This window comes from Verrucosispora sp. WMMC514 (assembly GCF_027497295.1).
Classification (GTDB): Bacteria; Actinomycetota; Actinomycetes; order Mycobacteriales; family Micromonosporaceae; genus Micromonospora; species Micromonospora palythoicola.
In genome coordinates this window covers 3,080,241-3,094,739 of record NZ_CP114906.1, presented here as the reverse complement: position 1 = coordinate 3,094,739, position 14,499 = coordinate 3,080,241, and the positions used below count along the sequence as shown (strand labels likewise).

Below are 14,499 nucleotides of genomic sequence, written 5' to 3'. Positions count from 1 at the left end.
CACCCGGCGACCAGCCCGTCCGGCCCAGTCTTGTCGATGCCGGATGGGGCCCGGCAAGCGGGATGTCGCCAGCAGCACATTGACAGCGTCTCGCGCACCCGGCCCCCAGCAGGCAAGATGTCACGAACACATCCCTGAGGGTCGCCTAAGGCGCTCACCCGGCCGGGGCCGGGGCACCGAGCCCGGGCGGGCGCACCGACCACACACCAGGAGTAGTGAGATGGCCGATTTCAAACCCGGACTTGAGGGCGTCGTGGCCTTCGAAACCGAGATCGCCGAGCCCGACCGCGAGGGCGGTGCGCTGCGCTATCGCGGGGTCGACATCGAGGACCTGATCGGCCAGGTCTCCTTCGGCAACGTCTGGGCGCTGCTCGTCGACGGTCGCTTCGGCCCGGGCCTGCCGCCGGCCGAGCCGTTCCCGGTGCCGGTGCACTCCGGCGACATCCGGGTCGACGTGCAGTCCGCCGTCGCCATGCTCGCTCCCTACTGGGGTTTGCAGCAGCTGCTGGACATCTCCGACGAGCAGGCCCGCGAGGACCTCGCCCGGGTTTCGGTCACCGCACTCTCCTTCGTCGCCCAGTCGGCTCGCGGCCTCGGCCTGCCCGCGGTCCCGCAGAAGGAGATCGACAAGGCGGAGACGGTCGTCGAGCGCTTCATGAAGCGGTGGCGCGGGGAGCCCGACCCTCGACACGTCAAGGCCGTCGACGCGTACTTCATCTCGGCCGCCGAGCACGGCCTGAACGCCTCCACCTTCACCGCCCGGATCGTCGCCTCCACCGGGGCCGACGCCGCCGCCTGCATCTCCTCGGGCATCGGCGCGCTCTCCGGCCCGTTGCACGGCGGCGCGCCGTCGCGGGTGCTGACCATGCTGGAGGCGGTCGAGCGCAGCGGCGACGCGGAGGGCTACGTCAAGGGGGTGCTCGACCGGGGTGAACGGCTGATGGGCTTCGGCCACCGGGTCTACCGGGCCGAGGATCCACGCGCCCGGGTGCTCCGCCGCACCGCCCGGGAGCTGGGTGCCCCGCGCTTCGAGGTCGCCGAGGCCCTGGAGAAGGCGGCCCTCGCCGAGTTGCAGGCCCGCCGGCCGGACCGGGTGCTCGCCACGAATGTCGAGTTCTGGTCGGCCGTGGTGCTCGACTTCGCCGAGGTACCGGCGCACATGTTCACCTCCATGTTCACCTGTGCCCGGATGGGCGGTTGGAGTGCGCACATCCTGGAGCAGAAGAAGCTCCAGCGGCTGGTCCGTCCCTCGGCCCGCTACGTCGGCCCCGGCACCCGCAAGCCGCACGAGGTCGACGGCTGGGACGCCGTCCCGCACGACGTCTGATCTGCCCCGACAGGGCCCCTCCGCCGGATGGTGGAGGGGCCCTTTTCCGACTCGCTCAGGCAGCAGGCCAGGTCAGGTGGCTGTGGCGGACGCCTCATGGTTCAGGATGGGACCAGCGCCCGGACCGGCGGCGACGGGTGCGAGGATGAAGTCCGGCAGCGCTGCCGGACGGGCTCCGACCCGGCAACGCCGTGCGACCGTGCACGCGTCCGCCGTCGGTCCACGCCCATTCTGCTCACCCGGGCCCCGACCCATGCGGAAGGATCTTGAACACCGTGGCTGACGCACCGACCATCCGGATTCCCGACGAGATCAAGCCCGCCGACGGCCGATTCGGCTGCGGGCCGTCCAAGGTCCGTCCGGCGGCGGTCTCCGCGCTCGCCGAGGTGACCACCAGCTACCTGGGCACCTCGCACCGGCAGAAGACCGTCCGCGACCAGGTGGCCCGGTTGCGCTCCGGCATCGCCCAGTTCTTCTCCCTCCCCGAGGGCTACGAGGTGATCATCGGCAACGGTGGCACCACCGCCTTCTGGGAGGTCGCCGCGTTCGGCCTGATCCGCGACCGCGCGCAGTTCGCCAGCTTCGGCGAGTTCGGCGCGAAGTTCGCCAAGGCCGTCAAGGACGCGCCGTTCCTCGGTGAGCCCACGGTCCGCAAGTCGGACGCGGGCAGCGCCCCGGCCCTGGTCGCCGAGGCGGGCGTGGACGTCTACGCCACCCCGCACAACGAGACCTCCACCGGCGTGGCGGTGCCGATCGGCCGGGTGGCCGGCGCGGACCCCGGCTCCCTGCTGCTGGTCGACGCCACCTCCGGTGCCGGTGGGCTGGAGGTCAACGTGGGCGAGACCGACGTGTACTACTTCGCCCCGCAGAAGTGCTTCGGCTCCGACGGCGGGCTCTGGCTGGCCCTGATGTCACCGGCCGCGCTTGAGCGGGCCGCCGAGGTCAAGGCCTCGGGGCGGTACATTCCGGCCTTCCTCGACCTGGTCACCGCGATCGACAACTCGCGGCTGGAGCAGACCTACAACACTCCGGCGCTGGCGACCATCTTCCTGGCCGCGGAGCAGACCGACTGGATGAACTCCCAGGGCGGTCTGGCCTGGGCGGCCAAGCGCACCGCCGAGAGCGCCGCGATCGTGTACGGCTGGGCCGAGCGCTCGTCCGTCGCCACGCCGTTCGTCACCGACCCGGCACTGCGTTCCAACGTGGTCGCCACCATCGACTTCGCCGACGGGGTGGATGCCGGTGCGATCGCCAAGGCGCTGCGCGCCAACGGCATCGTCGACACCGAGCCGTACCGCAAGCTGGGCCGCAACCAGCTGCGGGTGGCACTCTTCCCGGCTGTCGAGCCGGCCGACGTCGAGGCGCTCACCGCGTCCATCGACTACGTCGTCGAGCGGCTGTAGGACCGCCGACCCGGCCTCGCCACGGGCCCGGCACCCCGATCGGGGTGCCGGGCCCGCGCCGTGGGATGCCTCGGTCGGCCTCCGGCACCCGACTGATTCCGCACCACTTCGGACCGGGTACCACAGCACTGTCCGCCGTCGACAGCTGACCCGTCACACAGCGGCGGAGCAGGCGGATCCGCCGCTTGTCCGGGCGTGGCGTCTCCCGCCCGGGGACGGATGGGCGTACCGTGGAGCGCAACGCCCCGGGTGGCCGGCTCGTGGCGTACGGCCAGCGAAGCGGGACGGAGGCAACGCGATGCGCCCAGTACGCTTCGTCGCCCTCTCCGAGGACGGCCAGGCCCTGGTGCTCGCCGACGAGGTCGGGCGACTGCTCGCCCTGCCGTTGGACGAGCGTATCGCCGGAGCGCTGCACGCCGAGCCGGGCACGCCCACGCTCGCGGTGGCACCGGCCGCCGCCGACCCGGTGCCTTCGCTGTCTCCTCGGGACATCCAGGCCCGGATCCGCTCCGGTGAGTCCGCCGAGGACGTCGCCCGGATCGCCGGCGTCCCGGTCGATCGGGTGCTCCGCTACGCCGGGCCGGTGCTCCAGGAGCGCGCGATGCTCGCCCAGCACGCCCGGCGCACCCGGCTCAAGGGTGCCGAGAAGCCGACGCCACTGGCCGAGGTGGTCAACGGTCGGCTCGCCCAGCACGGGATCGACACCGAAAAGATCTCCTGGGACGCCTGGCGTCGCGACGACGGCACCTGGCGGATCGTCGCGACCTGGCCGTCCGGCAAGGCCACCGCCCAGGCGGTCTGGGATCTGGACAAGACCCGGCAGTCGGTCGCCCCGCACGACGACATGGCGCAATACCTGTGCGCCGAGCGCCCGACGCCGATCCTGGGCCAGGAGCCGGCACCGGAGCGGGGCGGCCACGCCCTGCCCGGCCCGTCGCGCGGCGAGCCGAGTCGCGGTGGACACGGGCTGCCCTCGCCCGCCGAGTCGGGTCGCGCGGGTCGTGACCCGATCCGCGCCGGCCGCGACGCGCTGCTCGCCTCCCTCGACCGGCCACTCGGTTCGACCACGGGCCGTGGGCTCGAACCGCGCACACCGGCCGCGCTCGCCGGCGGTCCGGACACGCAACGCCAGCGGGCGGTTGGCGGGGGCGCCGCGGCGCTGCTCGGCGGGGGTCAGGGCTCGGCTTTCGACGACGACGCGGACGCGCCCAAGGAGGTTCCGGCCGTGCCCTCGTTGGCGGTGCTGCGTCCACGCCGGACCAACGCGCCGGCCGCTGGTGCCACCGAGTCCGGCGAGGCCGGCGGCAAGCCGCGCAAGCGGCTGCCCAGTTGGGACGACGTCCTCTTCGGCACCGGCCCGGCGGCCCGCGAGTCCTCCTGACCCACCCGCACCGCACGCCGCGCCTCGCCGCACCTCCGTCGCCACGCCGATCTTGCACTTTCTGTCGGGACATCAGTCTGATAACGGACGTTTTAGCGACCAGAAGTGCAAGATCGGCGAGAGTCAGCGGGGCGTGCCGGGTTCAGAGGGGCCAGGCGGCGAGACGGTGGTAGCGCGACGGGGGTCCGGGCCGGCTCTGCACCAGCACCAGTTCCTCGGCCGGCCAGGGCGGGCCGAGGTAGTCGTGGAGGGTTGCCAGGTCCGCCTCGATGTCGGCGGGTGACAGCCGGTCACCCGGACGGGCGATGGTCAGGTGCGGCCGGAACGGCCTCTCGTCGCCGGGAAACCCGGCGGCAGTCAGTGCGGTCCGGACGGCACCGGCCAACGCTCCCAGACGGTTGACGTCGCCGTGCACGTCGACCCAGAGCACGGTGCTGCGGCCCCAGCCGAATCGACCACCGCCGCCCAGCCGCAGCACCGCCGGACCGTTGCACCCGGCGGGCGCCTCCGCCGCAGCACCACCGTGGGCAGCCTGCACGGCGCGTGGGAGTAGCTGCCGCAGCTCGGCCAGCCGTACGGGATCGACCTCGCCGAGGAAGGCGAGCGTCAGATGGGCCGTGGCCGGGTCGACCAGCCGGACGTTCGTGCCGACGGCCGAGGCCGCCGCCAGGCGCAACCCGGCCAACCGGGGGCTCAGGTGCGCGATGGCCTCGACCGGTGGGTAGATCGCGATGAAGAGCCGCACCTGTCACAGGATGGCAGTCAGTGGTTCCGCTCGGGTTGCTCGGGGCGGGTGGCCGGCAGCAGTAGGCCGGCGGCGTCCAACTCGGCCTCGACCCGTACCCGCTCGATCTGCCGGTCCAGGCCGGTCAACTCGGCGAGATGCTCGGTGATGCCCAACGCCCGGCAGGCCAGCCGGAGCCGACCGTCGTACGCGTCGAGCACGTCACTGTGCCACACCGCCGGTCTGCTGCCGCCGGCCCGATCCCGGCGCAGGCACCGCAGGTCGGCGGCGATCTGTTCCAGCGGTCGCCGGTCCAGCCGGTCGAGCGCGCCGAGGTCGATCCGGTCGGCGACCGCGACGGCGTCGGCGGCCTCGTTCAGCCGGGCGATCAGGCGTCGTTCGCGGCGCCGCTGCCGCCACTCGCCGTACCGGCAGGTCAACCGGTCGACGACCTCGTCGGCGCAGATGACGAGCGCGATCAGCACCGGCACGAAGACCACGGCGGCCAGCGCCACGGCCAGCAACAGTAGGCGTAGGATCTCCACCCATCGAAGCTATGCCGTTGCATAGCGTCAGGTAACCGATTTTCCGCATTCCACGCGTGCGGCGATTCGCTATCCAACCGCCGGTGAAGTCCCAGTGTTGGACCGACCGGGCAGCGGGCGCGGCCGGCCGTAGGAACTCGTCACATCTCGGTGACGTAGAAGCGGGGCAGCGGCAGGACGCGGAACCGCAGTCGGGCACCGGCCCGGCGTAGCTGCCAGGCCAGCGCCAGCAGCGCGGTGGTCAGCGAGAGCAGTCCACCGGCCCAGATGCTGGCACCGGCGCCGAAGGTCTCCGCGACCCAGCCGATGATCGGGGCGCCGACCGGGTTGGTGCCGAGGAACACCAGCACCCACAGCGCCATCACCCGTCCGCGGAAGGCGGCGTCGGTGCCGAGTTGCACCCGCTGGTTCGCCGCTTGGGCGAAATAGACCATGAAGAAACCGGTCGGCGGCAACAGGGCGACCACCATCCAGTACGCCGGGGCCAGCCCGACGAGCGTGCCGAAGGTGCCGCAACCGATCGCGGCGCCCAGCACCAGCCACACCGACGGTCTGCTCCGCCGCCCGGTCCCGGCCAGCGCACCGACCAGCGCGCCGGCCGCCAGCGTGGTGCTGAACAGGCCGAACGAGGCCGCCCCGGTGTTGAAGACCGTCTTGGCCAGCGCCGCCAGGGTCAGCTGGAAGTTGAACAGCGACATCCCGATCACCGACATCACCACCATCGGGAGCAGCAGGTCGGGACGGCGGGCGACGTAGCGCAGCCCGTCGAGCACGGTCGCCGCGGCCCGCTCGCCACGGGCCGGCAGCGGCTCCCGGTGCAGTTCGGCCGGCCGCATCCGGATCACCGTGACCAGCGGCGCGATCGAGCTGAGCGCGGTGACGAGGAAGACCGGCCCGACATCGAAGGCGGCGATGGCCAGGCCGGCCACGGCCGGACCGACGATCCGGGCCGAGTTGAACACGGCCGCGTTGAGGGAGAGTGCGTTGGGCAGCAGCGCCGTGCCGACCAGCTCGGAGACGAACGCCTGACGAACCGGGGTCTCCATCGCGTTGGCGACCCCGAGCAGGGCGGCGAAGACGAAGACGTGCCAGAGCTGGACCAGGTCGGTCAGCACCAGCAGGCTCATGACCAGCGACAGCACGGTCCAGAACGCGTTGGCGACGAAGAGCAGCAGCCGCTTGTCGTACCGGTCGGCGAGCCGCCCGGAGAGCAGGGTGAGCAGCAGCACGGGCGTGAACTGCAGCGCGACGACCACACCGAGGGCGGTGGCCGAGTCGCCGGAAAGCTCAAGGACCAGCCAGTCCTGGGCGATGAACATCATCCAGACACCGATCAGCTTGACCAGTTGTCCGAATGCGAAGAGCCGGTAGTTGCGGACCTGTAGGGACTGGAACATCGTGCTCAGTCTTGCCTGCACTCTTGGTGCGCCTCCTTGCGGTCGTACGCGTCGTCAACGACGGACGGCACGGCGCGGGGCGCACACCCGGTGCGCGGCGTCAGGCGCGGGAGATTCGTTGCAGGATCTCCGCGGCCCGGTGCAGGGTCTCCCGATCGGTGTCACTCAGCTCGGCCAGCCGGCGGGCCAGCCACTCGTCCCGGACCCGCTCGAACTGGTCGAGCACGGCCCGGCCCCCCTCGGTCGTCGCGAGGATGACCTGCCGGCCGTCGGTCGGGTGCGGGGTGCGCTGCACCAGGCCGCGCTCCTCCAGCTTCGCGACGATCTTCGTCATCGTCGGTGGCTGCACCCGTTCGACGTCGGCGAGTTCCCGCGGCGTGAGCGCGCCCGCCAGCCGAAGGCTGGTGAGCGCGGACAGTTGGGTGACCGTGAGGTCACCAACCGGCCGGGCCTGGCGGACCCGCCGGTTCAACCGGGTGATCGCATCACGCAACTGGAGGGCCAGCTGCGCCGGTGGCATGCTCTGAGCCGTCACCGTCCGCTCCGTCACGATAGTTAGCCTAACTAATTAGCTGACCGAGCCGCAGCGGATATGACCATGCTCACCCCGACGTTTCTCCTGCTCCAGGCCGGGCGCGGCGATCACGTCACGTGGATCACACGCGCCCGGCCCGGCGGCTGTCAGAAGAGCAGCGTCTCGATCGGACCGCGCAGGAAGTACACCACGAACAGCGCCGCCACCGCGTACAGCAGCGGATGGATCTCCCGGGACTTCCCCTTGGCCAGTTTGATCACCACGTACACGATCAGGCCCGCGCCGATCCCGTTCGAGATCGAGTAGGTGAACGGCATCAGCACGATGGTGAGGAAGGCCGGGATGGCGATCTCGTAGTCGGACCAGTCGATCGTCCGGACCGCCGTCATCATCAGGAAGCCGACCACCACCAGCGCGACGGACGCCGCCTCGAACGGGACGACCACCACCAGCGGCGCCAGGAACATGGCCAGCAGGAAGAGCACGCCGGTGACCAGGTTCGCCACCCCGGTCCGGGCGCCCTCCGCGACACCTGCGGCACTCTCGATGTACGACGTGTTGCTGGAGACGCTTGCCGCGCCACCGCTGGCCGCCGCGATCGAGTCGACGAGCAGGATCTCGCGGGTACGCGGCGGAGTGCCCTGCTCGTCGAGCATGCCGCCTTCCTGGCCGACGGCCACCATCGTGCCCATCGTGTCGAAGAAGTCGGTGATGAGCAGGGTGAAGATGAACATCAGCACGACCAGCCAACCGGCCCGCCCCCACGAGTCCAACACGTTGAACTGCCCGAGCAGCGACAGGTCCGGCACGTCGAACGGGTTGCTCGGCAGCGTCGGAACGTTGAGCGACCAGCCCTTCGGGTTCGGCACCCCGTCGACGAACGACGGACCGATGTCACCCACCGCCTCCACCAGCATGGCCAGCGCCGTGGAGGCCAGGATGCCGACCAGGATGGCGCCCTTGACCCGGCGTACCACGAGCACCAGGGTCACCAGCAGGCCCACCACGAAGACCAGCATCGGCCAGCTGACGAGTTTGCCGCCGATGCCGAGACCGACCGGCACGGTGGTGTTCGCCTCGTCCGGGATTCGCCGGACGAAGCCGGCGTCCACCAGGCCGATGATGGTGAGGAACAGGCCGATGCCGACGCCGATCGCGGTCTTCATCTGGGTCGGCACCGAACGGAACACGGCGGTACGCAGCCCGGTCAGCACCAGCACCGCGATGATCACACCCTCGATCACCACCAGGCCCATCGCGTCCGCCCAGGTCATCTCGGGCGCGATCTCGTACGCCACCAGGGCGTTGACGCCGAGGCCGGCGGCGACCGCCAGCGGGAAGCGGCCGACCACGCCCATCAGGATGGTCATCAGACCCGCGATCAGGGCGGTGGCCGCCGCGATCGCGGGGATAGGCAGGGTGTTGCCGTCACCGTCGACGGCACTGCCCAGGATGAGCGGGTTGAGCACCACGATGTACGCCATCGTGAAGAAGGTGGCCAGACCGCCGCGCACCTCCCGGCTGAGCGTGGAACCGCGGGCCGAGATCTCGAAGTACCGGTCGAAGCCGTTGCGCGGCTGGCGGGAATCGGGTGGGGTGCCGTTGTCGGGCGGCGCTACTGCCATCAGGAACCTCACAGCGGATCATCGGGTTGTCGCGCGCATCGTTGCAGATGACCGGGCTGACGGAAAGCAGGGTCACGTACGCTGACCGGGTGCCCACCCCGCCACCCCGCCCCGAGCCGCTCGACCCGCCGATGGTGCCGTTCGCCCTCGCCGGGATGGCAGCCTGGGCCGTCGCCGGACTGGTGCTGCTGCTCTTCCGCGACCGGCTGGTCGCCGGTGGCCACGAGAACTGGCTCTGGATCTGCCTGGCCGGGTTCCTGTGGGGCTTTCCCGGTCTCGCGGTGATGATGCGGCACGACGCCAACCGCCGCCGTCGTCGCGCCGCCGGTTGAGCCGTCAGCGGCCGGACATGGTCAGGAGTGCCCGTACGGCTCCGCCGGCTCGCCGCTGTCGACGGACCCGATGGCCCGGCTGACCGCCATCGGCTCCACCGCACTGTCGTCGTAGACGGTGGGCATCTCGTCGACCGCCGTGTCCGCCTCGACAAGCGTCTCCGAGTGGGCACCACAGCCGTGGTCGGCGCTGACCACCCGGCCGTCGTCGGGCGCGTAGAAGTTGCCGCAGACGCCGAAACACTGCCGCAGCTTGCCCGCGAGTGGCAGGTAGAAGCCGCAGGTGCCGCAGCGGGCGGCGGGCGGCGCGGAGGCGGAGATCGGCGCCGAGGGACCGTGATCACCGTCGTACCAGCGCTGGGCCGTCTCGATCCGGCCCTCCCGCGACATCACCCGGGGACGGCCGAGCCCCAACTCCCAGGCGGTCTCCTCGACCGCCGGGTCGTCGGAGAGCAGGTAGCCGGGTTGAAGTCGCTCGTCGTCGGACGGGGTCGGCAGCAGGTCGCCGGGGCCCAGGTCGCCGGGCTTGAGTCGCTCCTGCCAGGGCAGCCAGCCGGGGGCGAGCAGCGCATCCGGCCCGGGCAGCAGCACCGTCTCACAGAGCGTCACCGTACGACTGCGCGGAACCCGCGTCACGGTGACCGCCCACCGCCAACCGCGGTAACCGGCCAGCCGACACTCGAAGTAGTGCGTGACGAGTCGATCACCTTCGGCGACGACCTGGAGGTGATCGCCGACGTCGTCGGGGCTCACCTCGGTGATGCCGGCGCGCGCCACCTCGACGGCGGCGGCGCAGACCTGGTCGAGACGAGCGGCGCGGGCGGAGGCGGGCCTGGTCACCCGACCATTGTTCCCCATCGTGTGGGTCGACTGTGAGGCACTCCCCAGAGGTGTTCTCCGCGGTGGCGCAGCATCGCCCGCGCCGATGGGTCAGGATGGGTGCCATGCCGCTGTTCTCCCGCTCTGAGCGGTCCCTCCTCGGGCGGACCGTCGGCACCGGCATCCGCGCCACCCGGCTGATGCTGCGCGGCTCAGTGACCAGCGGTCGCTGGGTGACCCGCAGCGCCGCCCGGGCCCGGGCCCGGGGTGCCGGTGGGGAGACCGGCATGGTCCGCCTGTTCGACCTGCACGCGATCTCCTGCGCCGGTGACACGCTGATCGCCATCGGGCTGGCCGGGACGATCTTCTTCAACGTGCCGCTCGGCGAGGCGCGGAGCAAGGTCGCGCTCTACCTGCTGGTGACCATGGTGCCCTTCGCGATGCTCGCTCCCGTGGTCGGTCCGCTGCTCGACCACTTCCGGCACGGCCGGCGGTACGCCCTGGCCACCACCATGCTGGGTCGGGCGTTCCTGGCCTGGCTGATCTCCGACTACATCCACGGCTTCGGGCTCTATCCGGCCGCCTTCGGCGTGCTGGCGCTCTCCCGGGCGTACGGGGTGGCCCGTTCCGCGGCCGTACCCCGGTTGCTGCCGGAAGGGCTCGGCCTGTCCCAGGTGGGCGCCCGGGCCAGCGTCTACGGCACGGTCGCGGGAGCGCTGGTCGCCCCGATCGGCCTCGCCGCCTTCTGGTTCGGACCGCAGTGGCCGCTACGGGTCGCCTCGGTGATCTTCCTGGTCGGCATGGTGATCGCCCTCCGACTGCCGCCGAAGGCCGACTCCGAACCACCGGAACGGGTACCGCGACCGCTGCGGGCGCTGCGGCGTGGCACGGACGAGCGACCACTGGGCCGAGGCAGACCCGCCGGACGGTTGGTGATCTCGACCCTGGTCGGTGCGGCCACGCTGCGTGCGGTCTACGGTTTCCTGCTGCTGTTCCTGGCCTTCACCATCAAGGCGGGCGACCTGACCACCGTGGTGTTCGGACGTGACCTGGGGGACGAGGGATCACTCGGCCTGGTCGGCGGCGCGCTGGCCGTCGGCACCTTCCTGGCCACCGCGATCGGTACCCGGCTGCGCATCCACCGTCCGGCCGCCCTCCAGTCCAGCGGCATGGTGATCGTCGCCGGGGTGGCCGTGCTCACCGTGCTGAGCTTCTCGCTGCCGATGGTCGCCCTGCTCTGTGTGGTCACGGCCATGATGAGCGGCATCGCCAAGCTGGCCGTGGACGCCTCGATCCAGGAACGCATCCCGGAGCGGCTGCGGGCCAGTTCCTTCGCCCATTCCGAGACGGTGCTGATGCTCGCCTTCGTCGCCGGTGGCGGTCTCGGGCTCGTACCCTTCCACGGCCGGATCGGCATCGCCGTCGCCGCTGCCGTCGGTGCGCTCGCCGCCGCCCGAGGGCTGGTGATGGCCCGGCGGCTGCGGGGCGAGAGGCTGCACGGACGGCCGCTCACCGACGACGAGCTGGCCGCCGAGAAGCCGGCCGAGACGGACACCGCTGAGGCGGACAGCGGCTCTGAATCCACCCCCACGTCTCCGGCCCCCTTCCAGGGCGGGCGTGGTCCGGAGGAGCCGGGGCTGGCACCCCCCGGATTCCACATCTACCGGCCCTCCTCGACCGTCACCGGTTCCGGCGGCGACGACGAGACGCGCCGCAGCTCACCGGGTTCGCTCGCGTGAGCGGTCTGCTCGTGGTGACCGCCGTTCCCGCCGAGGCGGAGGCGATCCAGGCCGGTCTCGCCGACCCGACCGTGGCGGTGCTGCCGGTCGGAGTAGGCCCGGCGGTCGCCGGTGCGGCGACCGCCCGCCTGCTGGCGCTCGCCGAGCTGGCCGGCCGCCCGTACCGGGCAGTGGTCAGTGCCGGGGTGGCCGGCGGCTTCGCCGGCCGGGTCGCGGTCGGTGGCACCGTGCTCGGCAGCCGGGCCGTCGCCGCCGACCTGGGCGCGGAGTCGCCCGACGGCTTCGTGCCGATCGACGAACTCGGCATGCCGGCCGAACTGCTCGGCGGTGGTCCGGCCCTCGACGCCGATCCGGAGCTGCTGGCGGCCCTGCGCAGGGCGCTGCCGGCCGCGACCGTCGGACCGGTGTTGACCGTCAGCACCGTGACCGGCACCGCCGCCAGCACCGACGAGCTGGTCCGGCGCCACCCGGAGGCGGTGGCCGAGGCCATGGAGGGGTACGGCGTGGCGGTCGCCGCCAGCCAGGCCGGCGTGCCCTTCGCCGAGCTGCGTACCATCTCGAACCCGATCGGCCCCCGCGACCGCGACGCGTGGCGCCTGCGCGACGCCCTCACCGCCCTCACCGCCGCCGCCCCCGCCCTACGCTGACCCGCCAACCCCATCCCAAGATCTGCGCACCTTCAGCGATACTGCTGATTCTGGCCGAGTTCAGGCAGCAACTTCCGGGAAGTTGCCCGGATCTTGGATCGCTACCGGGCTGGCAGCGGGGCACGTGGACGGGGTTACGGTGGGGGTGTGGCGCTCTCGCTGGCGATCTCGCCCTGCCCCAACGACACGTTCGTCTTCCATGCCCTGGTGCACGGGCAGGTGCCCGGCGCGCCGCCGGTGGATGTGACGTACGCCGATGTCGACGTCACCAACACGGCCGCCGAGCGCGGCGCGTTCGACCTGGTGAAGGTGAGTTACGCGGCGCTGCCGTGGCTGCTGGAGGACTACCACCTGCTGCCCTGTGGGGGTGCGCTGGGTCGGGGCTGTGGCCCGTTGGTGCTCACCCGCGCCGACCGTGACGGCGGCCCGGACCGCGACGATCTCACCGGCGCCACGGTGGCGGTGCCGGGCGACCGGACCACGGCGTACCTGCTGTTCCGGCTCTGGTCGGCCGGGCGGACGCCGCAGCGCGTCGAGGTGGTGCCGTTCCACGAGATCATGCCGGGCGTGGCCGCCGGCCGCTACGACGCCGGACTGGTGATCCACGAGGCCCGGTTCACCTATCCGCGACACGGCCTCACCGCCCTGGTCGACCTGGGCGAGTGGTGGGAGTCCGACACCGGGCTGCCGATTCCGCTCGGCGCCATCCTGGCCCGCCGGGGCGTGGTCGATCCGCAGCAGGCCGCGGGCTGGATCCGGGACTCCGTCCGACGGGCCTGGGCCGATCCGGCGGCCAGCCGGGGGTACGTGCTGGCGCACGCCCAGGAGATGGAGCCCGACGTGGTGGACCGGCACATCGGCCTCTACGTCAACGAGTTCACCGCGGACCTGGGTGAGGCGGGGTTCGCTGCCGTCGAGGCGCTGCTCGGCCGGGCCGCCGACGCCGGGCTCGTGCCTCAGACCTCCAGCTCGCGGGCGACCGCGTGGACCAGCTGAGCGATCTTCTGCGCGGTCCGACGGTCCGGGAAGCGGCCCCGGCGCAGGTCCGGCTGGACCTTCGCCTCCAGCACCTTGATCATGTCCTCGACCAGGCCGTGCAGCTCCTCGGCGGGACGTCGGCGCAGCTCCGCCACGGACGGCGGAGCGTCCAGGAGCTTCACCCCCATCGCCTGGGTGCCCCGCCGGCTGTCCACCACGCTGAAATCAATGCGCTGGCCGCCCTTGAGTTCGGTGACACCCGCCGGTAGCGCGCCCTTCGGCAGGAACACGTCGCCACCCTCGTCACTGGTGACGAACCCGTATCCCTTGGCCGCGTCGTACCACTTCACTCGACCCGTAGGCACCTGAGAACCTCTGCTTCGCTTGAACCGTCTACTGCCTCAAGGCTAGCCGGATCATCCGGTCGAGCGCCGCCGGGAATCCGGTGAGATCCGCCAGCACCACCGCCGCCCCGGCGACCCGTAGTTCGTCCGCCGTACACGGGCCGGTGGCCACCGCGATGCCGGGCACCCCGGCCGCACCGGCGGCCACCATGTCCGCCACGTGGTCACCGACGTAGTGGGTCGCCCCGTGCGCCCGCAACGCGGTCGCCTTCTCCTCGGCGAACAGGTCACCGGCCAGCTCGTCCACGGCCAGCCCCAGGTGCTCCAGGTGCAGCCGGGCCAGCCGACCGATCTTGGAGGTGACCACCAACACCCGGCCACCCCGGTCGCGGACCGCGGCGAGCGCCGCCACGGCGCCGGGCAGCGGCACGGTCGGCGTGATCGCGTACGCCGGGTACAGCTCGCGGTAGACGGCCACCGCCTGCTCGACCTGCTCCGGCGGGAACCAGCGGGCGATCTCGGTGCGCAGTGGCGGGCCGAGCCGGGACACGGCGGCGTCGGCGTCGACGGACACACCGGTCCGCTCGGTCAGCGCGCGGTAGGTCGCGGCGATGCCGGGGCGCGAGTCGACGAGCGTCATGTCGAGATCGAACCCGACGGTCAACGAGGACATCCTGGAAAGCTACCCGGCCAGTCAGACCGG

General features: G+C 71.9%; 15 protein-coding genes. 7 read left to right on the top strand and 8 right to left on the bottom strand.

Translation table 11 applies throughout. The features are described 5' to 3' along the window. The first annotated feature begins 220 nt into the window (after positions 1–220). From O7597_RS13990 to sepH, 3 genes are all read left to right on the top strand, one after another. Positions 221–1,327 (top strand): citrate synthase 2, encoded by a 1,107-nt coding sequence (locus O7597_RS13990; protein WP_093404137.1) that lies wholly within the window; start codon positions 221–223, stop codon positions 1,325–1,327. A gap of 275 nt (positions 1,328–1,602) precedes the next feature. Then, positions 1,603–2,730 (top strand): phosphoserine transaminase, encoded by a 1,128-nt coding sequence (gene serC, locus O7597_RS13985; RefSeq protein ID WP_269740176.1) that lies wholly within the window; start codon positions 1,603–1,605, stop codon positions 2,728–2,730. 298 nt (positions 2,731–3,028) lie between these two features. Further along, on the top strand, positions 3,029–4,111 hold the full coding sequence (gene sepH, locus O7597_RS13980; protein ID WP_269740177.1) for a septation protein SepH: 1,083 nt from the start codon (positions 3,029–3,031) through the stop codon (positions 4,109–4,111). Between the two features lie 142 nt (positions 4,112–4,253). Here the strand turns inward: sepH and thpR are convergent, their stop codons facing one another. The 5 genes from thpR to O7597_RS13955 form a co-directional block, all read right to left on the bottom strand. After that, complete coding sequence (gene thpR, locus O7597_RS13975; RefSeq protein WP_269740178.1) at positions 4,254–4,856, bottom strand: RNA 2',3'-cyclic phosphodiesterase; 603 nt, start codon at positions 4,854–4,856, stop codon at positions 4,254–4,256. Positions 4,857–4,873: 17 nt separating this feature from the next. Continuing rightward, positions 4,874–5,380, bottom strand: a complete 507-nt coding sequence (locus O7597_RS13970; RefSeq protein ID WP_269740179.1) for a hypothetical protein — start codon at positions 5,378–5,380, stop codon at positions 4,874–4,876. A gap of 140 nt (positions 5,381–5,520) precedes the next feature. Beyond that, the gene (locus tag O7597_RS13965) at positions 5,521–6,798 is read right to left on the bottom strand and encodes an MFS transporter (RefSeq protein ID WP_281582907.1); all 1,278 of its coding nucleotides are present in this window, start codon (positions 6,796–6,798) and stop codon (positions 5,521–5,523) included. A 79-nt stretch (positions 6,799–6,877) separates the two neighbouring features. Then, on the bottom strand, positions 6,878–7,327 hold the full coding sequence (locus O7597_RS13960) for a MarR family transcriptional regulator (RefSeq protein ID WP_216592721.1): 450 nt from the start codon (positions 7,325–7,327) through the stop codon (positions 6,878–6,880). Between the two features lie 131 nt (positions 7,328–7,458). Next, a complete protein-coding gene (locus O7597_RS13955) occupies positions 7,459–8,937 on the bottom strand; it encodes an NCS2 family permease (protein WP_269740181.1) in 1,479 nt (492 codons plus the stop codon). Positions 8,938–9,026: 89 nt separating this feature from the next. On the opposite strand from O7597_RS13955, the gene O7597_RS13950 reads away from it, so the two are divergent. Then, positions 9,027–9,269, top strand: coding sequence for a DUF2530 domain-containing protein (locus O7597_RS13950; RefSeq protein WP_269740182.1), 243 nt, complete (start codon positions 9,027–9,029; stop codon positions 9,267–9,269). A 21-nt stretch (positions 9,270–9,290) separates the two neighbouring features. Here the strand turns inward: O7597_RS13950 and O7597_RS13945 are convergent, their stop codons facing one another. Next, positions 9,291–10,127, bottom strand: coding sequence for a DUF3027 domain-containing protein (locus O7597_RS13945; protein WP_269740183.1), 837 nt, complete (start codon positions 10,125–10,127; stop codon positions 9,291–9,293). Positions 10,128–10,213: 86 nt separating this feature from the next. Here O7597_RS13945 and O7597_RS13940 point away from each other — a divergent pair, with 86 nt between their 5' ends. The 3 genes from O7597_RS13940 (at position 10,214) to O7597_RS13930 (ending at position 13,470) form a co-directional block, all read left to right on the top strand. After that, positions 10,214–11,827 carry an MFS transporter gene (locus tag O7597_RS13940; protein WP_281582906.1) on the top strand — a complete coding sequence of 538 codons (1,614 nt, stop codon included), beginning with the start codon at positions 10,214–10,216 and terminating at the stop codon, positions 11,825–11,827. Further along, positions 11,824–12,474 carry a futalosine hydrolase gene (locus O7597_RS13935; protein WP_269740185.1) on the top strand — a complete coding sequence of 217 codons (651 nt, stop codon included), beginning with the start codon at positions 11,824–11,826 and terminating at the stop codon, positions 12,472–12,474. The genes O7597_RS13940 and O7597_RS13935 overlap by 4 nt, the downstream gene beginning before the upstream one ends. Positions 12,475–12,621: 147 nt before the next feature. Continuing rightward, positions 12,622–13,470 (top strand): 1,4-dihydroxy-6-naphthoate synthase, encoded by an 849-nt coding sequence (locus tag O7597_RS13930; protein ID WP_281582905.1) that lies wholly within the window; start codon positions 12,622–12,624, stop codon positions 13,468–13,470. Here the strand turns inward: O7597_RS13930 and O7597_RS13925 are convergent. Further along, the gene (locus tag O7597_RS13925) at positions 13,431–13,817 is read right to left on the bottom strand and encodes a cold shock domain-containing protein (protein WP_099847833.1); all 387 of its coding nucleotides are present in this window, start codon (positions 13,815–13,817) and stop codon (positions 13,431–13,433) included. The two genes, O7597_RS13930 and O7597_RS13925, sit on opposite strands and share 40 nt — an antisense overlap. Positions 13,818–13,845: 28 nt before the next feature. Further along, the gene (locus tag O7597_RS13920; RefSeq protein WP_269740187.1) at positions 13,846–14,469 is read right to left on the bottom strand and encodes an HAD family hydrolase; all 624 of its coding nucleotides are present in this window, start codon (positions 14,467–14,469) and stop codon (positions 13,846–13,848) included. Positions 14,470–14,499: the final 30 nt, after the last annotated feature.